The sequence below is a fragment of the Amycolatopsis sp. NPDC114505 genome (genome assembly GCF_055633615.1).
The window spans coordinates 2,268,307-2,287,863 of record NZ_JBVKDV010000002.1 but is presented as its reverse complement, the minus strand read 5'-3'; the positions used below and the strand labels follow the sequence as shown (position 1 = coordinate 2,287,863).

General features: G+C 71.4%; 19 protein-coding genes. 9 read left to right on the top strand and 10 right to left on the bottom strand.

All coding sequences use genetic code 11. The annotated features are described in order from the left end of the window. The first annotated feature begins 130 nt into the window (after positions 1–130). The gene (locus tag ACZ7OU_RS28645) at positions 131–1,300 is read left to right on the top strand and encodes an ROK family protein (protein WP_470257666.1); all 1,170 of its coding nucleotides are present in this window, start codon (positions 131–133) and stop codon (positions 1,298–1,300) included. A gap of 218 nt (positions 1,301–1,518) precedes the next feature. Here the strand turns inward: ACZ7OU_RS28645 and ACZ7OU_RS28640 are convergent, their stop codons facing one another. Beyond that, a complete protein-coding gene (locus ACZ7OU_RS28640; protein WP_364615465.1) occupies positions 1,519–1,749 on the bottom strand; it encodes a hypothetical protein in 231 nt (76 codons plus the stop codon). A 312-nt stretch (positions 1,750–2,061) separates the two neighbouring features. Between ACZ7OU_RS28640 and ACZ7OU_RS28635 the strand changes: the two genes are divergently transcribed. The 5 genes from ACZ7OU_RS28635 to ACZ7OU_RS28615 all read left to right on the top strand — a co-directional run bounded on the left by ACZ7OU_RS28635 (position 2,062) and on the right by ACZ7OU_RS28615 (position 5,876). Continuing rightward, the gene (locus ACZ7OU_RS28635) at positions 2,062–2,253 is read left to right on the top strand and encodes a hypothetical protein (protein ID WP_470236973.1); all 192 of its coding nucleotides are present in this window, start codon (positions 2,062–2,064) and stop codon (positions 2,251–2,253) included. Between the two features lie 71 nt (positions 2,254–2,324). After that, positions 2,325–3,809, top strand: a complete 1,485-nt coding sequence (locus ACZ7OU_RS28630; protein ID WP_470257509.1) for an MFS transporter — start codon at positions 2,325–2,327, stop codon at positions 3,807–3,809. Between the two features lie 2 nt (positions 3,810–3,811). Next, positions 3,812–4,369: a TetR/AcrR family transcriptional regulator gene (locus tag ACZ7OU_RS28625; protein WP_470257508.1), complete on the top strand. Its 558-nt coding sequence runs from the start codon at positions 3,812–3,814 to the stop codon at positions 4,367–4,369. A 156-nt stretch (positions 4,370–4,525) separates the two neighbouring features. Next, positions 4,526–5,086, top strand: coding sequence for a snapalysin family zinc-dependent metalloprotease (locus ACZ7OU_RS28620; protein ID WP_470257507.1), 561 nt, complete (start codon positions 4,526–4,528; stop codon positions 5,084–5,086). A gap of 142 nt (positions 5,087–5,228) precedes the next feature. Beyond that, the gene (locus ACZ7OU_RS28615) at positions 5,229–5,876 is read left to right on the top strand and encodes a hypothetical protein (protein ID WP_470257506.1); all 648 of its coding nucleotides are present in this window, start codon (positions 5,229–5,231) and stop codon (positions 5,874–5,876) included. A 128-nt stretch (positions 5,877–6,004) separates the two neighbouring features. Here the strand turns inward: ACZ7OU_RS28615 and ACZ7OU_RS28610 are convergent, their stop codons facing one another. From ACZ7OU_RS28610 to ACZ7OU_RS28590, 5 genes are read right to left on the bottom strand one after another with little or no spacing between them, the layout of a single operon-like run. Continuing rightward, positions 6,005–7,678 carry a carbohydrate-binding protein gene (locus tag ACZ7OU_RS28610; RefSeq protein ID WP_470257505.1) on the bottom strand — a complete coding sequence of 558 codons (1,674 nt, stop codon included), beginning with the start codon at positions 7,676–7,678 and terminating at the stop codon, positions 6,005–6,007. A gap of 29 nt (positions 7,679–7,707) precedes the next feature. Further along, positions 7,708–9,591, bottom strand: coding sequence for a glycoside hydrolase family 127 protein (locus tag ACZ7OU_RS28605; protein ID WP_470257504.1), 1,884 nt, complete (start codon positions 9,589–9,591; stop codon positions 7,708–7,710). A 29-nt stretch (positions 9,592–9,620) separates the two neighbouring features. Beyond that, positions 9,621–10,418, bottom strand: a complete 798-nt coding sequence (locus ACZ7OU_RS28600; protein ID WP_470257503.1) for a carbohydrate ABC transporter permease — start codon at positions 10,416–10,418, stop codon at positions 9,621–9,623. Continuing rightward, a complete protein-coding gene (locus tag ACZ7OU_RS28595; RefSeq protein ID WP_470257502.1) occupies positions 10,415–11,341 on the bottom strand; it encodes a carbohydrate ABC transporter permease in 927 nt (308 codons plus the stop codon). The genes ACZ7OU_RS28600 and ACZ7OU_RS28595 overlap by 4 nt, the downstream gene beginning before the upstream one ends. Positions 11,342–11,343: 2 nt before the next feature. After that, positions 11,344–12,636 carry an ABC transporter substrate-binding protein gene (locus ACZ7OU_RS28590; RefSeq protein ID WP_470257501.1) on the bottom strand — a complete coding sequence of 431 codons (1,293 nt, stop codon included), beginning with the start codon at positions 12,634–12,636 and terminating at the stop codon, positions 11,344–11,346. A gap of 171 nt (positions 12,637–12,807) precedes the next feature. On the opposite strand from ACZ7OU_RS28590, the gene ACZ7OU_RS28585 reads away from it, so the two are divergent. After that, positions 12,808–13,803, top strand: coding sequence for a LacI family DNA-binding transcriptional regulator (locus ACZ7OU_RS28585; protein ID WP_470257500.1), 996 nt, complete (start codon positions 12,808–12,810; stop codon positions 13,801–13,803). A gap of 1 nt (position 13,804) precedes the next feature. Here the strand turns inward: ACZ7OU_RS28585 and ACZ7OU_RS28580 are convergent, their stop codons facing one another. From ACZ7OU_RS28580 to ACZ7OU_RS28565, 4 genes are all read right to left on the bottom strand, one after another. Continuing rightward, the gene (locus ACZ7OU_RS28580; protein WP_470257499.1) at positions 13,805–15,670 is read right to left on the bottom strand and encodes an RICIN domain-containing protein; all 1,866 of its coding nucleotides are present in this window, start codon (positions 15,668–15,670) and stop codon (positions 13,805–13,807) included. Positions 15,671–15,982: 312 nt separating this feature from the next. Then, a complete protein-coding gene (locus tag ACZ7OU_RS28575) occupies positions 15,983–16,441 on the bottom strand; it encodes a dihydrofolate reductase (protein WP_470257498.1) in 459 nt (152 codons plus the stop codon). Then, positions 16,438–17,235, bottom strand: coding sequence for a thymidylate synthase (locus tag ACZ7OU_RS28570; protein ID WP_470236986.1), 798 nt, complete (start codon positions 17,233–17,235; stop codon positions 16,438–16,440). The genes ACZ7OU_RS28575 and ACZ7OU_RS28570 overlap by 4 nt, the downstream gene beginning before the upstream one ends. A gap of 10 nt (positions 17,236–17,245) precedes the next feature. Next, positions 17,246–17,842, bottom strand: coding sequence for a TetR family transcriptional regulator (locus ACZ7OU_RS28565; RefSeq protein ID WP_470257497.1), 597 nt, complete (start codon positions 17,840–17,842; stop codon positions 17,246–17,248). 55 nt (positions 17,843–17,897) lie between these two features. Between ACZ7OU_RS28565 and ACZ7OU_RS28560 the strand changes: the two genes are divergently transcribed. Then, entirely contained in the window at positions 17,898–18,569 is a 672-nt protein-coding gene (locus tag ACZ7OU_RS28560) for a class II aldolase/adducin family protein (RefSeq protein WP_470257496.1), read from the top strand. Next, a complete protein-coding gene (locus ACZ7OU_RS28555) occupies positions 18,566–19,507 on the top strand; it encodes a carbohydrate kinase family protein (protein ID WP_470257495.1) in 942 nt (313 codons plus the stop codon). The genes ACZ7OU_RS28560 and ACZ7OU_RS28555 overlap by 4 nt, the downstream gene beginning before the upstream one ends. Positions 19,508–19,557 lie beyond the last annotated feature (50 nt).

Sequence of the window (19,557 nt, the reverse complement as noted above, 5' to 3'; positions counted from 1 at the left end):
TCCGTCTAGTAGTTAGTAAAGTTTCTTAACATAGAACGTGCGGAGCCGGAAGAGTTCCGTGGATAAACTTGCGGCAACACAGGAGGATCTGGTGGGGCAAATCGGGCCGCAGGTCGGAACTCCGGCGAGCATGCGGGCGCTGAACCAACGGCTGGTGCTGGAGCGGCTGCGCGGGCAGGGCGAAGCGACGCGCCCGCAGATCGCGGCCGCGACGGGACTGTCGAAACCCACGGTGGGACAGGCGCTCCTCGATCTCGAGCAGCACGGACTGGTCCGGACCACTGGCCACAGCCTGGCCGGCCCGGGCCGCGCGGCGGTCGTCTACCGGGCGGCACCGGACGCGGGCCACGTCGTCGGCGTCGACATCGGACGGCGGGCGATCCGCATCGCCGTGGCCGACCTGGAAGGCAGCATCGTCGCCCGGCTCGACGCACCCAACCGGTGCCGCTCCGCGAGCGCTTTGGTGCGCACCGTAAGCGAATCCGTCGAAGAGGCGGTGGTATCGGCCGGACTGACCCCGCACGATGTGGTGTCGATGGTGGTCGGCACCCCGGGCGTCCCCGACCCGGCGACCGGGACGGTCCACCGCGCACCGAACCTCCCGGGCTGGGAGCGGCGCGGGGTGCTGCACGAGCTGGTCGCGGCCCTGGCCGGCGCGGGTTCGGACGTGGTGGTGGAGAACGACGCGAACCTGTGCGCGGTGGGCGAGCACGCGCTCGGGGCGGCGCTGGGCGTGGACGTGCTGGTGTGCCTGACGGTCGGCACGGGGATCGGCATGGGCGTACTGGTGGACGGCCGTCTGTTCCGCGGCGCCCATGGGGCGGCGGGCGAGATCGCGGACTTGCCGTTCGGCCCCCTGCCACCTGGCGCGGGCGCTCGGCGGCCGGGCCCGATGGAGACGGCGGCGGCGGGCCAAGCCGTGATGGAGGCGGCCCGTTCGCTGGGATTGGCGGCGCGGTCGGCGAAGGAGGTGTTCCAGTCGGCCCGGGGCGGCGATCCGGTCGCACTGCGGGTGGTGAAGGAGGAGGCGGAGAAGCTCGCTTACGTGGTGGCGGCGGTGACCGCGGTGCTCGACCCACGGCTGATCGTGCTCGGCGGCGGGATCGGGAGTAATGCGGATTTGCTGGCGTCGCCGATGCGTGCGGCGTTGGCCGCGACGGTGCCGGTGGTGCCGGAGATCGTGGCCGGGCAGCTGGGCGAGGACGCGGTGCTGGCGGGGGCGATCGCGACGGCGTTGGGGACGGCCCGGGAGCTGGTGTTCGACCGCCGCGGGTTGCGGCGGGCCGCGGGTGGGGCTTAGGAGAACGACCGGTCACCCGGCCGGCTACGGCGATGCGGCATGGCTGGGGCTGGGCAGAATGACCGGCCACCCACCGCCGCCGGGGCTATCGCCGGGCCAGACCCGAGTCGAACGACCGGTCACCCCACCGCTGCACTGCCTCGGCCGGCGGAATGACTGGTCAGCGACCCCGCGAGTCCCAGCGAGCGGCAACCTGCCCAGCAGCACAGCCCCGCGAGCTAGTCCGAAGGCCCACGCAACGTGAGCACCACCCGCAGCACGTGCTCGACCGCCGCCGGGAACAGGGCTCCGCGCAGCTCCCCTCGCTCCGCCAAGTTCTCCGACGCGAACTCCAGCACCCGCTCCGGCCCGCCCCGACGCACCACCAGCGCCGCCAGGTCCTCGAGGTCCAGGTCGGGGTGGTCCAGGCGCGTCAAGGCGAACTCGATCATCAGCTCCTCCGACGTCATGTCCACCTCCTCCCTCCATCCTAAGCGCCTCCGGCTAACACTTGATCCACCAGACTTCGAGCCCCGATGTGGTGATGTCCACGTCCCGCCCGGACACCGACCGCACACGCCATTGGGCCGTTAGACGGAGATTTCGGGCGATCGTGTACGGAACGCGAATACCCGGTAACCCGGACGAGCCGGGTCAGTCATGATGTTGAGCCCACCCGACGGCGGAGCGGAGGCGACATGGCCCTGCATCGGCAGCGCACGCGAGCCGGGTCACGGCGTCCGCGGCACGCAGTCCCCGCCCCGTGGTGGCCGCCCGTTCTCGTGGCCGCCTCCGTCGCCGCCGTGATTCCCGGCGACACCGTCGGAGGCCTGCTCGTCGGGACGAGCGTGCTCGTCACCCTGACCGCGCTCGCCGCCGCGCGGCGCGTGCTGGGACACGCCTCGGTGCACGTCAACCTCATCCTCGCAGAAGAGCTCGCGCGGCGCGGACCGGCCCTCCAGCAAGACAGCTGACGCGACACCCCTCCGTGGACTGGCTCACTTCAAGCTGCTTACTGTACCGTCCAGACGGTATAGTAACTCGCATGAGCGTCCATCCCCCGACCCTGGAAAGCCCCCTCCGCCACCGGTGGGCCGCGCTGAGCGTGCTCGTCGGCGCCGTGCTCCTGCTCGCGGTCGACGGCACCGTGCTCTACCTCGCCGTCCCCTCGCTCACCCGCGAGCTCGCGCCGACCGCGATCGAGATCCTCTGGATCGGCGACATCTACTCCCTCGCCCTGGCCGGCCTGCTGGTCACCGCCGGGAACCTCGCCGACCGGTTCGGCCGCAAGCGGGTGCTGCTCATCGGCACCGCGGCCTTCGGGCTCGCGTCCGCGCTGGCGGCCTTCTCCCCCACCGCGGGCGTGCTCGTCGTCGCCCGGCTGCTGCTCGGGGTCGCGGGCGCGACGATCATGCCGTCCACGCTGTCGCTCATCCGCACGATGTTCCCCGACCCGCGCGAGCGCACCCGCGCCATCGCGGTCTGGTCGGCCGGCTCCGGCGGCGGCATCGCGCTGGGCCCGCTCGTCGGCGGCACCCTCCTCGGGCACTACTGGTGGGGCTCGGTGTTCCTGATCAACGTGCCGATCGTCCTCGTCTTCCTGGTCGCGGGCGCGTTCCTGCTGCCGGAGTCGCGCGACCCGAACCCCGGCCGTTTCGACGTGCTCTCGGCCGGGCTGTCGATGGCCGCGATCGTCCCGCTGGTCTACGCGGTCAAGCACGCCGTCGGCTCGGGGATCGACGTGCGGGTGGCCGTCGCGGCCGCCGTCGGCGTCGTCTCGGGCGTCCTGTTCGTCCGCCGGCAGCGGCGGGCGGCCGCTCCGCTGATCGACGTCACGCTGTTCCGCAACGGGGCTTTCACCGGTGCCGTCCTGGCGAGCTTCATCGCCGTCTTCGCCTTGATGGGCCTGCTGTTCTTCTTCTCCCAGTACCTGCAGCTCGTCCGCGGCTTCTCGCCGTTGCGGGCCGGGTTCGCGGAGATGCCGGCGACGCTCGCGTCGATCGTCGTCGTGGCCGCCGTCGGCGTGGTCGTCCGGCGGCTCGGCCGGGGACGGGCCGTCGCCACGGCGCTCGCCGTCGCCGCGGTGGGCCTCGCGCTGGTCGCCGTCGCCGAGCCGCTCCCCCAGTACTGGTGGCTGGGCCTGACGCTGGTCCCGGTCGGGCTCGGGGTGGGACTCGCGCTGACGCTCACCGTCGACTCGGTGTTGTCGGCCGTCCCGCGGGACAAGGCCGGGTCGGCGTCGGCGATCTCCGAGACGGCGTACGAACTCGGCGCGGCGCTGGGCATCGCGATCCTCGGGTCGCTGGTCACGGTGGTCTACCGCGCTTCCCTGCCCGCCGGCCCGATCCCGGCGCAGGCGCGCGACTCCCTGGCGTCCGCGGCGACGGTGCTCGACCCGGGGTCGGAGCTCGCGCACGCCGCCCGGGAGGCCTTCACCGGCGCCATGCAGGTGACGTCGCTCGCGGCCGCCGGTGTCACCGCCGTCGCCGCGGTGATCGCCTGGCGTACCATTCCGTCCGGAAAGGACTGAGCATGCCTCGAAAAGCCGGGCGCAGCCCCGAAGAGACGCGCCGGGCACTGCTCGACGCGGCCGGGACGGCCATCCGCACACGGGGTGTTTCGGCGTCGCTCGACGACATCGCCAGGGCCGCCGGCGTGTCGAAAGGCGGGCTCCTGTACCACTTCCCGGCGAAGGACGCGCTCGTGCGCGCCCTCGCGCAGGACATCCTCGACACCTACCGCGCCGAGGTGCTGGCGGCCCTCGACCCCGAGGACACCCGCCCGGGCCGGCTGACGCGCGCCTACATCCGGGCGTCGCTGGACACGTCGTACGACGAGATCGCCATCCGCGAGAACATCGCGCTGATCGCGCAGTTGATCTCGATCCCCGAAATCGCGGAGCTCGCCCGCGCGGACGCCGAGCGCTGGGAACGCGACCTCCACGACGACGGCCTCCCCGGCCACGTCGTCACGCTGGTGGTCGCCGCGGCCGACGGGGCGAGCACCGCGCCGCTGTGGGGCGTCGGCCTCGAGGTGGCCGCGGCGCGGAAGCTGGAACAGCAGCTCATCGACCTGACGCTGGACGCCTGAACCGCGCACCGGCGTTTGTCAACCCGCAGTGAGTATTGGGAAATCACCACTCGCACCGCCCTACGGAAGTCGGCTCCGGTGAAGGCGAACAACCGGTAAATTTTCGACAGCGCGCGCAAATCCGGCAAATCCCCGTCCCCCACGAGGAGTCTTCCGATGTCGAGGAAGTTCGCCCTGGCCGGCGCTGTCGCCATGGCCTTGGCCGTGACGCCGATCGCCGCGGGCACCGCGTCCGCCGCTCCGGCCTCCACCCAGCAGGAAGCCGCCGTCACGACGGTCTACTACAGCACCGCCAGCGCACCGTCGTTCCGCTCGGTGATCAACGCCGGTGCCGCCAACTGGAACCGCAGCGTCACCAACGTCAGACTGGTCGAGCGCAACTCCGGCGCGAGCCTGCGCTACACCGAGGGCAACGACCCCCGCGGGTCCTACGCCTCGACCAACGGGCACGGCAGCGGCACCATCTTCATCGACTACACCCAGGCCCGCCAGTACAACCCGACCCGCATCGCGGCGCACGAGACCGGGCACGCGCTCGGGCTGCCCGACCACTACTCGGGCCCGTGCTCGGAACTGATGTCCGGCGGCGGCCCCGGCCCGTCCTGCACCAACGCGGTGCCGAACTCGGCCGAGCGCAGCCGGGTGAACTCGCTGTGGGCCAACGGCCTCGCGGCGACGAACCAGCAGCAGGTCTACGAAACGATCTACGGCTTCTGATCCGAAGCTGAGCGCGGCCCCGGGGACGACCTCCCCCCGGGGCCGCCTCGCGTCGCCCCTACCCTGACCGGGACGAAATCGGTGATCGTCCCGATGCACTCCGGCCCGGCTCGGCCTTCCGGCACCGACCGGGCCGTACGCCGTGGGCAGCACCGAACTCCACCTCGTCGACCCCGCGCGGCCGGACCCGTGGGTCGCGGGCACGACGCGGGAGCTGATGGTGACCGTCCGGTACCCGGCGCGGCCCGGTAGCGGCCCGAAAGCGCCTTACCTGCGGACAGGTGCCGCGAAGCTCGTGTCCGAAGAGGACGCCGCGCAGCTCGGCATCGCCGCGGACCGCCTCGATTACACGTTCCCCACCCACGCCCGCACCGGCGCACCCGCGGCCGGTGGACGGCGGCCCGTCGTGCTCTACTCCCCCAGCGCGAAGTACCCGCGCTCGGTCGGCACCGCGCAGCTGGAGCAGCTCTCGAGCGAGGGCTACGTGACGGTGGCCGTCGACCACACGCACGAACCGGCCGCGGTGGAGTTCCCCGGCGGCCGCGTCGAACGGCGGACGCTGCCGCCGGGCACCGACGGCAGGAAGCTGATCGCCACGCGGGTGGCGGACATCCGGTTCGTCCTCGACCAGCTGGACTCCTTGTCCCGGAAGGGAATCTCCCCGCCGGACTGTCCCTCGACCTGGCCCGGATCGGCATGTTCGGCCATTCCGCGGGCGGGTTCACCACCGCCGAGACGATGGTGTCCGACCCGCGCGTCGCTCGGTTCCTTCTTCCGATGCTATTTGTGAGCTGGCCACGACGACGTAGAACGCGACGATCACCATGCGCAAGTCCCGGCACCCTCGGCGGCCTGGCTTCCGCCGGACACCGTCGTGTTCACCCCGAGCCGGCCGAATGGCGCCGGGACGATGTGGGGTCAGGTGAGCTGGAGGTAGTCGAGCTCGGCGTAACCGGTGCCGCCGGCGAAGAACGGCGCGCCCTTGGCCAGCCGGATCGTGTTGTAGCCCGCGTGCAGGCTCACCGACGTCGAAACCGTGCCGAACTGGCCCCAGCCCGCCGTCGGCGGGTAGCTGACCGTCGACCAGCCGCCGCCGTTGTAGGCCAGCCCCTGGGTCGACGTCGCTCCGGTGCCGTTCGCGTACCCGAGGGTCATCGTGTACGCACGCGCGCTCGGGACGTTCACCACGAAGTCGACGTAGCTGTCGCTGCGCGGGTCACCGGAGTTGTCGATGCGGCCGACGTAACCGCCGTTGGACGCGCTGCCGCTCGACAGCCGTTGCGCGCGGAACACCGACGCGTTCTCGGCTTCGTAGCGCTGCTGATAAGTACCGCTGGTCGACTCGACCACCAGGTGGTACGCGCTGGTCGCGGACATGTTCGCCACCGGCACGGTGATCTGTCCACCTGAGACGGTGTAGGTCGACGTCGAGATCGTGGTCGGCGCGGGCACCGCTGTGAACCGCCCCGACGACGGCGTCGACTCCAGCGTGACGCGCACGGTGCCGCTGAGCCCGGTCACCCGCACCGAGTTGGTGCCCGACTCGTCGCCGAAGACGACGTCGACCCGCTTGCGCGTCGAGTCATAGGAGGCGAATCCGTCCAACCCGGACTGACCGGGCGGGGTCGTGCTCACCATCGACCCGGCCATGTCGCCGTACCACTTGTAGAGCCACCACGTCCCGGTCGGCTGGGTGTTGTTCACGACCAGCCCGTTCACGGTCCCGTACTCGTACCAGAACGCCCGGTCGGCGGCCGCCACCCCGGCGCGTTCGAGCTTCGAGACGTAGTTGGCGACGCGCCCGGGCACGTCGACCTCGTCGGTCCACGCGTACTCGTTGATGAAGATCGGCCGCGCGCTGATGCCGAGCGACGATTCCAGCGACCGGTACGCGGCGACGTTGGCCGCGATCGACGCGCTGCTGTGGCCCAGCTCGTGCCAGACGACGACGTCCGGGACGGTGTTGGTGCTCTTCGCGGCGGTCAGGAACGTCCGCATCCGGTCGGTGTTCCAGGACGAGTACCCGGGCCCGGCGACGGGCGTGACGGTGTCGCGGGTCCGGATCCGCTGGACCGTCCGCGCCCAGCCGGCGTTGAAGTCCCCGGCCGCAGCGGTGTTCCAGGTTCCGTCGGGCTCGTTCCAGATCTCCCACGCGGCGACGTTGCTCACCGCCGTGGCGGCGGGCCGCTTCGAGACCATCGTGTCCACTTTGGACAGCCAGTCGTCCCAGCTCACCCACTTGTACGGGAAGTCCGGGTAGATGTCCGGCATCCGGATGACCTGCGCGGCACCGACGCGGTCCGCCTGCGGCGCGATCTTCAGCGCGTCGCCGCCGGGCGGCTGGCCGTTCGGTTTCTGGCCGACGTCCGGCGGCGGCTGGGTGAGGGTGTTCAGCTTGAGGGGCAGCAGGGTCGCGTCGGCGGGCCGGCTGTTCTCGGCCAGCGCGTAGAGGCCGCCGGCGGCGGCGTGCGTGACCGGCCGGAACGGCGCGGCCGCGTTCACCACCAGGGTGTGCCCGGCGGCTTGGGCCGGCGCCACCACCGTGAGGGCGGTGAGCAGGGCGATCGGCAGTGCGAGAGTGCGTCGTGACATCGGGTACCTCGATCTTGTCGGGGACGGGGTCACTCCGTGGTGGCGACCGGGATCCAGACCCGCATCGGGCCGGGAGTCCGGTTGCCCCACAGGAAGTACGGGATCGCGGTCAGCTCGACCGGCTCGCCGGGGCCGCTGGCACCCGCGCCGTACAGCTCGTCGGACGCGGGTGCCTCGACGGAGCCTCGCGCGGTGAGGGTCACCGGCACGTCCGGCAGCCGGCCCTCGGCGAGCCGCGCGGCGGGGTCGATCCGGACGTCTTCGAGCGTGACGTCGTCGGGGAGGTCGGCCTGCTCCAGGCAGTAGACGAGCGGCCCGCGCGTCACGGCGACGCAGCCGCGCACGGCGTCGATCCGCGGGTGCGGCCGGACGACGCGGGCGGGCATCGGCAGGTCCAGGGTCACCGTGGCGCCGTCGGACCAGTCGCGGCGGACCTCGGCGTAGCCGTCGCGGACGTCGGCCGGCGCGCCGTCGACCAGCGCGCCGGACGCCCAACCCGGGATGCGCAGGGCCAGCGTGAGCGGAACGTCCGTCGTCACGGTCAGCTCGATCCGGCCGTCCCAGGGGTACTCCGTACGCGTCACGATCTGGACGTCGGCACCGTCCACAGTGGTCCGCAGCGTCCCGGCGGCGTAGAGGTGCACCTGCAGGCCGCCGTGGTCGGTGGTCGCCACGTACCCGGACAGCGACGCGACCAGCCGCGCGAGGTTGGGCGGGCAGCAGGCGCACGAGTACCACGGCAGCCGCCGCGACGGCGCGTCCTCGTGCGAACCGTCGTGGCCGGTGCGCAGGTGCAGCGGGTTGGAGTAGAAGAAGTGCGTGCCGTCCAGCGCGGTCGAGCCGGCGATCACGTTGTACAGCGCGCGTTCCATCTCGTCGGCGTACCGGCGCTCGCCGGTCGCCAGCAGCAGCCGCCAGTTCGCCTGGAAGCTCGCGATCGCGGCGCAGGTCTCGCCGTACGCGCGGTCGGGCGGCAGCTCGTACGGGTCGCCGAACGCCTCGTCGCGGTGCCGGGAACCCTGCGCGCCGGTGAGGTAGGTCTTCGCGCCGAACGCGTCGGCCCAGACGCGGCGGGCGGCGTCGAGCAGCTCGTCGTCGCGGGTCTCGACGGCGACGTCGACGACGCCGGCGAGCAGGTACAGCTGGCGCACGACGTGCCCGGCGACCTCGTCGGCTTCCCGGACGGGCACGTGGTCCTGCAGGTACCGCGGGCCGAACCGCTCGCCGTCGATCAGGCCGTGCCCGCGCAGGTCGAGGAACCGTTTCGCCAGGTCCAGGTACGGCCGGTGCCCGGTCACCCGGTACAGCTCGGCCAGCGCGGTCTCGATCTCCGGGTGCCCGTCGACGTCATCGACGGTCGAGAACCGTTCGACGATCAGATCCGCGAAGCGCCGGGCGACCGTGACGAGCTGGGCGCCCACCCCGGCCCGCGCGGCGGCGACGGCGGCCTGGATCAGGTGGCCCGCACAGTACAGCTCGTGGCTCCAGTGCAGCTCCCGCCACCGCAGCTCGGGCTTGTCGACGGCGAAGTACGAGTTCAGGTAGCCGTCCTCGCCCTGCGCCTTCGCGACCAGCGCGGCGGTGGTGTCGAGGAACGCGCGCAGCTCGGCGTCGTCCGGGGTCCGGCCGAGCTGCCAGGCGGCGGCTTCGAGGGTCTTGTAGACGTCGGAATCGGAGAACCACATGTTCCGGCGGCCGGCCTCGACCTCGCCGGTGACGCGCCGGAGGTTGTCCAGCGCGCCGGCGGAGTCGAGCTGCTCGACGCAGTGCGGCAGCGTCCGGCTCGCGTTGCGCTCCTGCCACGCGCCGAAGAGGCTGTCCGGCGCGAAGGTGACGGCACCGAGGAACAGGGGCCGCAGGGCCGACGTCGCGGCGGACGTGGGGTGGGCGGGGCCGAGGATGCGTTCGGTCATCGAGTGCTCCTGTCGCGCCGGTGGAGGGTTCAGCCCTTGAGGGCTCCCGAGGTGAAGCCGCGGACGTAGTACCGCTGCAGGACGAGGAAGACCGCCACGCACGGGAGGGCGGAGACCACCACTCCCGCTTGCAGGGCCCCGAAGTCGACCGAGCCGAGGCTGCCGGACTGCAGGTTGAACAGGGCGACGGGCAGCGTGAACTTCTCGCCGTCGGTGAGGAAGATCAGCGGCGCGACGAACTCGTTCCACGCCGCCAGGAACGAGAACAGCGCGATGGTGACGACGCCGGGGAGCACCCCGCGCAGCAGCACCCGGCGCAGCGCGCCGCCGACCGAGCAGCCGTCGATCAGCGCCGCCTCTTCGAGCTCGATCGGCAGCGCTTCGAAGGAGTTGCGCATCATGAACAGCCCGAACGGCAGCTGCAGCACGGCCATCACGAGACCGAGCCCGATCAGCGAGTTCTGCAGGCCGAGCCAGCCGAGGAGAATGTAGAGCGGCACCAGGATCGTCGTGTACGGCACCATCAGGATGGCCAGCGTGACCAGGAACAGCAGGTTGCGCCCGGGGAAGGCGAGCCGGGCCATGGCGTAGCCGCCGAGCGTGGTCGTCACGACGGTGACGCTCACCGCGACCAGCGCGACGACGGTCGTGTTGAGCAGGTACGTGCCGAGGCCGATGCCGTAGCCGGCGAGCCGCCGGTAGTTGTCGGTCCCGGAGTCGCCGGCCTCCCGCCCGGTCAGCGACGAGTAGAGCGTCCACAACAGCGGCAGCAGGAACAGCACGGCCAGCGCCGCGCTCGTGACGTAGCGGCCCGCGTTCCGGATCACCGTCCCTCCCGGCGGATCAGACGCAGCTGCGCGACGTTGAGGACGATGAGCACTGCGAGCGTCGCCACTGAAACCGCGGCGGCCCGGCCCAGGTCCTGCGACAGGAACGCCTCGCGGTAGATGTCGATGACGACCGTGGCGGTGTCGTGCCGGCCGCCGGTGAGGATGAAGAACTGGTCGAACGCCAGCAGCGAGCCGGTCAGCGACAGCACCGCCGCGAGCGCGAGCGTCGGGCGCAGCAGCGGGAGCGTGACCCGCCAGAGGATCTGCCACCGGGTCGCGCCGTCGATGCGCGCGGCCTCGTACAGCTCCGGGTCGATGCTCTGCAGGCCGGTCATCAGGATGAGCATGTAGAACCCGGCGAACCGCCAGGTGATCATCCCGACGGTCGAGCCGAGCGCGCCGCCGCCCGAGCCGAGCCAGTCCACGCGGCCGAAGCCGAGGGCGTCGACGAGGTGGTTGAGCGCCGACGAGTCGGTGTTGAACAGGCCGTAGAACAGCAGGCTGGTCGACGCGAGCCCGACCGCGCTGGGCAGGAAGAACACCGTGCGGGCCACGCTGGTGCCGGGCCGGTCGTGCTGGACCAGCAGCGCCAGCCCGAACGCGACGATCCCGAGCACCACGGTCGTGACCAGCGTGTACTTCACCGTGAACCCGACCGCCCGCAGGAACAGCGGGTCGGACAGCGCGTCGTAGTTCTTGACGCCGTTCGGCGCCGAGACGCCGACCAGCGGCCAGTGGTTGACCGACATCCACAGCATCAGCCCGAGCGGGACGACGAAGAAGACGACGACCAGCACCGCCATCGGGGCGGCGTAGGCGATCCCCAGCCTGCGCCGGTTCCGGGCGATCGAGCCGCGGCGGCGGGGTGCCGGCGCCGGGGTCTCCGGCGCCGGTGCCCGCGAGGACAACAGCGACACCATCGTCAGCTGCCGCCGGCGAGGGATTCGGTGACGGCCGCGTTGTGCTGCTTCAGGATCGAGCCGACGTCACCACCGCCGAACACCGCGTCGATCACCGTCTGCGTCCAGGGACCGTTGGTGTCGTTGAACGTCTTGCCGAAGTTGACCGAGATCGGCGTCTGGCCCTGGCCGGCGAGCCGGTTGAACACGCCGAGCCGCGGGTCCTGCTTCGCGTAGGTGTTGTCGGCGAGGTCGGAGCGGACGGTGATGTTCTTGCTCTTCGCCACGACGTCGACCTGGGCCTGGTCGGACAGCGTCCAGGCGATGAAGTCCCACGCGGCCGCGGCGTGCGCGCTGTTGCTGCCGATCCCGACGACGTCCCCGCCGACGAACGACGAGCTGCCGCCGGTCAGGCCGGGGATCGGGGCGACGCCGACCTGCAGGCCGGGTCCTTCCTTGATGCCCTGCAGCGCGGTCGCGCCCATCGGCTGGATGCCGATCTTGCCATCGAGGAACGGCTGGGTCCACGTCGGCCCGGACTCGTTCTTCGCCGAGGTGGGCACGATCCCGTCGGTGTAGAGCTGCCGCTGCCACGAGTAGACCTGCGCGGCCTGCGGGCTGTCGAGCGTCGCCGCGGTGCCCTGGTCGTTGAGCACCGTGCCGCCGGAGGCCCAGATCATCGGCCAGGTGGTGAACAGCTGGCAGCCCGGGCAGGCGCCGCCGAAGAAGTAGCCCTTGACGTCCCCGCCGAGCGCGGCGATCTTGCGGGCGGCCGCGGCGAGCTCGTCCAGCGTGGCCGGTGGCTTCGCGGGGTCGAGCCCGGCGCGGGTGAAGAGGACCTTGTTGTAGAACACCGCGGACAGGTCGATGTCGTGCGGCACCGCGTAGTGCTTGCCCTCGAAGGTCGCCGCCTTCATGTGCGCCGGGGCGAGGGAACCCTTGAACTGCAGCTGGTTCACGCGGTCGGTGAGGTCGAGGAACAGGCCTTTGGCCGCGTAGTTCGGCGCGTAGACGACGTCGGCGGCCAGCAGGTCCGGCAGCTGCCGCGCACCGGCCGCCGTACCGACTTTCTGCTGGTAGGAGTCGGCCGGGAAGACGGTCAGCTTGACCTTGTTCTTGTGGCTCGCGTTGTAGGCGTCGATCAGCGTCTGGCTGAAGGTGGCCGTCGGCGACCGGGTCCACATGGTGATCGTGGTGCCGTCGTCGACGCCGGCGGTGTCCCCCGCCGCCGGCCCGGCCGGCCCGCTCTGGCAGGCCGCGAGGACGAGCACGCCCGCGACTGCGGCCACGACCCTGGTTCGGATGTGCGAAGTCATCGACTCTCCTAACGGGAGGCCGCCACCTGTGAACCTGGAAGAGGAAAATTCGGAAACCGGTTGCCGAATCAAGTTATGCTCCTCACACAGGCACGTCAAGCACCCATTTCGCCGCAGGGGAGGTACTGTTCCACCATGCCCCCGAGGAAACTTTCGGAAACTCCCGGAAACGTGACCAAGCCGGCCACGATCAGCGAGGTCGCGCTGCTGGCCGGCGTCTCGGTCGGCACCGCGTCGAAGGCGCTCAACGGCCGCGGGTCGCTGCGCGCGGAGACCCGGCAGCGCGTGCTGTCCGCGGCCGAGCAGCTGGGCTTCCAGCCCAACCGCGCGGCCGTCACGCTCAACTCGGGCCGCACCTACACCGTCGGCATGATCACCACCGACACCATCGGCCGGTTCAGCATCCCGCTGATGATGGGCGCGGAGGACGCGCTGGGCGCCGGCGAGATGTCGGTATTCCTCTGCGACGCCCGCGACGACCCGATCCGCGAGCAGTACTACCTGCGCACGCTGCTGTCGCGCCGCGTCGACGGCATCATCGTCACCGGCCGCCGGACCCAGGCCCGGCCGCCGATCGGCGCGGCCCTGCCCATCCCCGTCGTGTACGCGTTCATCAACTCGGCCGACCCGCACGACTGTTCCGTGGTGCCGGACGAGGCGGGTGGCGCCCGCAAGGCCGTCGAGCACCTCCTGGCCACCGGACGGCGGCGCATCGCCCACGTCACCGGCCCCGAGCACCACAACTCCGCGACCGTGCGCGCCACCGCGGCCGTCGAGCGGCTCGCCTCGGACGGCCTGGAGCTGGTCGCCGCGCCGATGTTCGGCGAGTGGAGCGAGGCGTGGGGCCGCCAGGCGGTGCGGATGCTGCTCGGCGCGGGTTCCCCGTTCGACGCCGTGTTCTGCGGCAGCGACCAGATCGCCCGCGGCGTCGCCGACGCGCTGCAGGCGGCCGGGCGCCGCGTCCCCGACGACGTCGCGCTGGTCGGCTTCGACAACTGGGACGTCATGGCGCTGGCCTGCCAGCCGCCGCTGACGAGCGTCGACATGGAGCTGGAGGCGCTCGGGCGGACCGCCGCCGACCTGCTGCTGGCGGCGATCAACGGCTCGCCGTCACCCGGCCGGCACACGCGGCCGTGCCGGCTGGTGATCCGCGACTCGACCGCGTAGGTCACCGCCGGGTCCACTGCTGGTTGGCCCCGCCGCCACAGGCCCAGAGGATGATCTTCGTGGCGTTCGCGGTGCCGGCGCCGCTCGCGTCCAGGCACAGCCCGGATAGCGCGTTGGTGATGGTGCCGTTCGCGTTCAGGGTCCATTGCTGGTTGCGCTGGCCGTTGCAGTCCCAGATGACGACGGCGGTGCCGTTCGTCGTCCCGTTGTCGTAGGCGTCCAGGCATTTGGTGCCGTTGACGACGAGCTGCCCGCGTGCCGGCGTCCACGTCTGGTTGGGTCCCGCGGCGCAGTCCCACAGCTGGGTCCGGACGCCGTTGGCGATGCTGTTGTCGTCGACGTCGAGGCAGCGGTTCGACTGCGTGCCGGCCACCTGGACGCCGGCGGTCCCGGGCAGGGGCAGGATGGAGACTTTGGTCGGCTGCGGCTGGGCGCCGCCGAACGTCAGGGTGTTCGCGCCTTTGCCCAGCGAGACGACGGCGGAGACGGTCTTGGCCACTCCCCCGGTCGCCGGGAAGGCGACGACGGTGGGCTGCTGGCCGTTCACCGCGAGCGTGGACGTCTGCGAGGTGGTCGCGCTGTAGGTGAAGGTCGCGACGGCCAGCCCCGTGGCGGCCGCGGTGGTCCCGCTCGACTGTGCGACGTCGGTGCCCTGGACGGTCAGCAGCACCGAGTCGTTGGCCGGGACGCTCACGCTGTACCCGGTGGCGTAGCTGCCTTTGTCGGCGGCGGCCCAGAGGTTCCGCACCTTCGCTTCGCTCGGGGTGAGCCCCAGGTCGGTCCAGCGCGCGGTCATCGTCGCCGCCGAAGACGTCCGGTTGAGCAGCAGCACCGCGCGTTTGCCGGCGCCGCTCAAAACCTTGCCGTAGACCTGGAGCCCGGCGGCGTCTTCGGCGACCTTGACGCCTTGCAACCCGCGTGCGTCCTGGTCGACGGCGATGACCTCCCGGTTCTTCAGGATGTTCGCCGTTTCCGCGGTCATCGTCGCGAGGTTGTTGCCGGCGAGCAGCGGCGCGCCGGAGACCGCCCACATGCCCATTTCGGTCCGGCCCTGCGCGGCGGTCAGCCCGGGCATGCCGACGGTGAGCATGTCGGGGTCGTTGACGTACCCGGTGTGCTGCGAGACGGGGTGCTGAGCCTGGTCGAAGTTGGTCAGCGCCTGCGGGAGGGTCGCGGTCTGGCCGTAGTAGATGATGTCCGTACTGGTACGCCACATCGGAGCGGTGCCGGCGCCCCAGTTCCACGGGTTCTTCTTGCCCCAGTCACAGATCGACAGCGTGAGCGTGCGCCCGGTCTGCGCGGTAGCGGCCTTGTTGGCGTCGCTGATCGCGCGGTAGGTGCTCGCCGGGTCGAGGCCTTCGGCGTCACCACCGCACCAGTCGACCTTGACGAAGTCGAAGCCCCAGCGCTGGAACTGCACCATGTCCTGCAGGTAGTGGCCTTCACTCCCGGAGCCGGGCGCCGCGGGGCGGCCGGTCGGGAAGTAGTAGCCGCAGCCGTCCCGTCCGGCGTCGGTGTAGATGCCGGCTTTCAGGCCTTTGCCGTGCAGGTAGTCCGCGATCGCCTGCATGCCGCCGGGCCATTCGGTCTCGTCGACGGTGATGTTCCCGGCGCTGTCGCGGGTGCCCTGCCACCAGCCTTCGTCGATGTTGACGTAGGTGTAGCCGGCGTCTTTCAGGCCGTTCGACACCAGGGCGTCGGCTTGGGTTTTGATGACGTTGTAGTCGATCTTGGCGGCGAAGGAGTTCCAGGAGGCCCAGCCCATGGCGGGGGGTGTCGTCGGGGCTTCGGCTGCGTTTGCGGTGCTGGTTCCCAGGAGCGTTCCGGCTAGTAGCAGGAGCACCGGCATCGCTTGGCGCAGCTTCATGGCATCGCTCCGACTTCGTCGTCGAGTGTGTTAGCGTTAACATTCTGTGGTACGGGTGAATTGTTGACCTCCTGGGGTTGGGCGTCAAGGGAGGAAAGTCGGTTGGCGCCTGGTTCGCGGCTGGTCGAGATCGAGTCGCGCGGTGTCATGGGGTTGTTCGGATACCGTTCTGCCGCAAGGCTTTTCGAGCACCTCGCCGACGTCCCGAAGTCCGCCGCCGAGACGGTGGTCAAACGAGCCCGCGCCCTCTCTTGTGGCCGAACCCTCGACGGCACCCCGCCCAGTCACCGCGTCAGCAGTCCCGAGCCAGGCTCAACCCCAGCTCAGAAACCGATAGTGCAGCCCACCCGAAGACTCCTGCCACTCCCCCACGGAGTCCGGCACACGACCCACCTCAGGCGCCCGCGTGTCACCCTCGAAGGTCTCCCGGATCTCCGTCACCACGATCCGATCCGCAAACGGCAGCACCGCCCCATAAACCGCCGCACCGCCGATCACCCACACGTCACCCGACACCGCCTCGACCGCCGCGGTCAAGTCGGAAAACGTCTCCACGCCCTCCTGAGCCGTCCGCGACAGCACCAGATTGCGCCGCCCCGGCAACGGCCGGAACCGGGGCGGCAACGACTCCCACGTGCGCCGTCCCATCAGGACCGTCGCGCCCGCGGTCAGCGTCCGGAAGTGCTTCAGATCCTCCGGAAGGTGCCACGGCAGCGTTCCATCGCGGCCGATGACTCCGTTCGACGACTGCGCCCAGACCAGGCCGATCACACCGCCACCGGGGCCTTGATGCCCGGGTGCGGGTCGTACCCGTCCAGCGCGATGTCGTCGTACGTGTAGTCGAAGAGGCTGTCCGCCTCCTTCAAGCTCAACGTCGGGAACGGCCGTGCGTCGCGGGCCAGCTGCCTGCGGACCTGCTCCTCGTGGTTGTCGTAGATGTGGCAGTCGCCGCCGGTCCACACGAAGTCGCCGACCGCGAGACCCACCTGGGCGGCGATCATGTGCGTCAGCAGCGCGTAGCTCGCGATGTTGAACGGCACGCCGAGGAACAGGTCCGCGCTGCGCTGGTACAGCTGGCAGGACAGCTCTCCGTCGGCGACGTAGAACTGGAAGAACGCGTGGCACGGCGGCAGCGCCATCCGCGGGATGTCGGCGACGTTCCACGCCGACACGATGATGCGCCGCGAGTCCGGGTTCTCGCGCAGCGTGCGCAGCACCTCGGCGATCTGGTCGATGTGCCCGCCGTCCGGGGTCGGCCACGACCGCCACTGGACGCCGTACACCGGGCCGAGGCCGCCGTCCGGGGCCGCCCACTCGTCCCAGATCGTGACGCCGTTCTCCTGGAGCCACTCGACGTTGCCATCGCCGCGCAGGAACCACAGCAGCTCGTACGCGACCGACCGGAAGTGGACCTTCTTCGTCGTGACCAGCGGGAACCCGTCGGCCAGGCGGTAGCGCAGCTGGTGCCCGAAGATCGACCGCGTGCCCGTGCCGGTGCGGTCCGCCTTGCGGGCTCCGGTGTCGAGGACGTGGCGGAGCAGGTCTTCGTACTGCGTGTCGGGCATGCCCGCGAGCCTAGACGAGCCGCTCCAGGTAAGCCCGCAGCATCGCTTTCAGCGGGTCGAGCAGCGCGTCGGCGCCGTTGGGATCGGTGCGGAACGCCTCCTGGATCACCGCGTCGGCGGCGAGGAACGCGGTGCGGCAAGCCGTCGCGGCCTCGGCGTCGTCGCGGAGCAGGCCCTGCGCGACGAGCACGCGGTGCACCCCGGCGGCCATCACGCGCTTGTGCGCGACGTCGGCTTCGCGCGTCGCCTGGGTGAGCCCGCGGCCCAGCCACAGGGCACGGAACCCGGGTTCGGCGCGGTAGAGCGCGGCGAACGCGTCGACCAGCAGGCCGACGGGGTCGTCCCAGGTCTCCTTCGCTGCTTGGTCGGCGAAGGCGGTCATGAGGTCTTCGAGGCGGGCGAGATAGCCGTCGGCCAGCGCCTCGGTGATGGCGTCGCGGTCCGGCAGGTACTGGTAAAGCGCGCCGACGGAAACGCCGGCCGCGGCGGCGACGCGGGTCGTCGTGAGCGCCTCGACGCCCTCCTCGGCGAGCAGGCGGTCGGCGGCCTCGAGCACCCGGGCCAGCTTCTCCCGGGCCCGGGCCTGACGCGGTACCCGCTGCGGCATCCACCACCCCAAACCTGAACGTGACTTTGATTCGCATTTATTCTAGCCTCGGGCCATGGCAGTGGGAAGTTCCGTACTCGACGACGCGCGGCGGGCGGTGGCCCGCGCCAGCAACGGCCTGGCCGGCGAGGGCCTGCTGATCGGCACCGCGGGCAACGTCAGCGTCCGGGCCGGCGAGCACGTGGCGGTGACCGCGATGGGGATCGTGCTGGGCGCGGCCACACCGGACGACGTGACCGTCGTCGACCTGGACGGCGAGGTCGTGGCGGGTGAGCTGGCGCCGACCTCGGAACTGGAGCTGCACCTGGGGATCTACCGGCGCTACGACGCGGGCGCGGTGGTGCACACGCACTCGCCGCAGGCCACCGCGGTGTCGCTGGTGCTCGACGAGCTCCCCTGCGTGCACTACCAGCAGCTCGCGCTGGGCGGCGCGGTCCGGGTGGCGCCGTTCGCGGTGTTCGGCTCGTCGGAGCTGGCCGCGGGCACGCTCGCGGCGCTCGAGGGCAAGGCGGCCGCGCTGCTGGCCAACCACGGCGCGATCGCCCACGGCCCGACGCTGGACGCGGCGATGGACAACGCGCTGCTGCTGGAGTGGGCGTGCGGCCTGTACGTGCGGGCGGCGGCGCTCGGCGCGCCCCGCGAACTCGACGAGTTACAGCAGGAAGCCGTCGTGACCGCGGCCGTGCAGCGCGGGTACGGCCGGCCGCGGCGGCTGGAGGGCCGATGACCCAGACCGTCGTGACGCTCGGCGCGCACGTGTTCGACGTGCAGGTCCGGCCGGTCGAGGCCATCCCGGCGGGCCAGGGCGCGACGCTGGTGGAGCAGATCCGGTTCGGCCCGGCGGGGACGGCCGCGGGCACCGCGGTGACCTTGGCGAAGCTCGGCGCCTGGGTCCGCTCCGCCGGCGCGGTCGGCGACGACCCGATCGGCGACCTGCTGCTGTCGATGCTCGGCCAGTACGGCATCGACACGTCGATGGTCCTGCGACGCCCGGGCGTGCAGACGTCGGCGTCGGTGCTCCCGATCCGCCCCGACGGCAGCCGGCCCGCGTTCCACGTGCCGGGGGCGAACCTGGGGTACGAGCCGTCGGAGGCTCCCCTGGCCGAGATTTCCCGCGCGACGCACCTGCACCTGGGCGGGCCGGAGCTGATGGGTGGCGCCGCGGCGGCTTCGATCCTGGTGCCGGCGCGCTTGGCCGGGGTCGTGACGTCGGCGGACCTGCTGGCGCCCGGCGACCCGGGAGTGCTCGCCTGGATCGACCCCGCCCTGTCCTCTTTGGACTACCTGCTGCCGAACGAAGAGCAGGTCCTGGGGTTGACGAGCGCGGTCTCGCTGGAGGACGGCGCCCGAGCGTTGCTGGAGCGCGGAGTCGGGTGCGTCGCGGTCACGCGGGGCGAGCGCGGGGCGTTGGTGGTGACACCCGAGGAGACGATCGCGGTGCCGGCGTTCGAGGTACCGGTGCTCGACACGACGGGCTGCGGCGACGCGTTTTCGGCCGGCTTCCTGCGCGGCGTCGGCCTGGGCCGTTCACTGCGGGAGGCCGCGGTGCTCGGCTGCGCGGCGGCCGGGCTGGTGGCCCAGGGCCTGGGCAGCGACCACGGCGAGTTCGACCTCGCGGCGGCCGACGCCTTCGCGGCTTCGACCCCCGTCTTCTCGACGGACTGATCCGGGCTTTGCAGCTTTCTTGCATCACCACCCCTTGACTTGACGTTTTC

Bases quoted from the DNA above. Each gene is read 5' to 3' on its own strand.
- ACZ7OU_RS28645 (WP_470257666.1), top strand. From the start codon at position 131: ATGCGGGCGCTGAACCAACGGCTGGTGCTGGAGCGGCTGCGCGGGCAG.
- ACZ7OU_RS28640 (WP_364615465.1), bottom strand. From the start codon at position 1,749: ATGACGTCGGAGGAGCTGATGATCGAGTTCGCCTTGACGCGCCTGGAC.
- ACZ7OU_RS28630 (WP_470257509.1), top strand. From the start codon at position 2,325: ATGAGCGTCCATCCCCCGACCCTGGAAAGCCCCCTCCGCCACCGGTGG.
- ACZ7OU_RS28625 (WP_470257508.1), top strand. From the start codon at position 3,812: ATGCCTCGAAAAGCCGGGCGCAGCCCCGAAGAGACGCGCCGGGCACTG.
- ACZ7OU_RS28620 (WP_470257507.1), top strand. From the start codon at position 4,526: ATGTCGAGGAAGTTCGCCCTGGCCGGCGCTGTCGCCATGGCCTTGGCC.
- ACZ7OU_RS28610 (WP_470257505.1), bottom strand. From the start codon at position 7,678: ATGTCACGACGCACTCTCGCACTGCCGATCGCCCTGCTCACCGCCCTC.
- ACZ7OU_RS28605 (WP_470257504.1), bottom strand. From the start codon at position 9,591: ATGACCGAACGCATCCTCGGCCCCGCCCACCCCACGTCCGCCGCGACG.
- ACZ7OU_RS28595 (WP_470257502.1), bottom strand. From the start codon at position 11,341: ATGGTGTCGCTGTTGTCCTCGCGGGCACCGGCGCCGGAGACCCCGGCG.
- ACZ7OU_RS28590 (WP_470257501.1), bottom strand. From the start codon at position 12,636: ATGACTTCGCACATCCGAACCAGGGTCGTGGCCGCAGTCGCGGGCGTG.
- ACZ7OU_RS28580 (WP_470257499.1), bottom strand. From the start codon at position 15,670: ATGAAGCTGCGCCAAGCGATGCCGGTGCTCCTGCTACTAGCCGGAACG.
- ACZ7OU_RS28570 (WP_470236986.1), bottom strand. From the start codon at position 17,235: ATGCCCGACACGCAGTACGAAGACCTGCTCCGCCACGTCCTCGACACC.
- ACZ7OU_RS28565 (WP_470257497.1), bottom strand. From the start codon at position 17,842: ATGCCGCAGCGGGTACCGCGTCAGGCCCGGGCCCGGGAGAAGCTGGCC.
- ACZ7OU_RS28560 (WP_470257496.1), top strand. From the start codon at position 17,898: ATGGCAGTGGGAAGTTCCGTACTCGACGACGCGCGGCGGGCGGTGGCC.
- ACZ7OU_RS28555 (WP_470257495.1), top strand. From the start codon at position 18,566: ATGACCCAGACCGTCGTGACGCTCGGCGCGCACGTGTTCGACGTGCAG.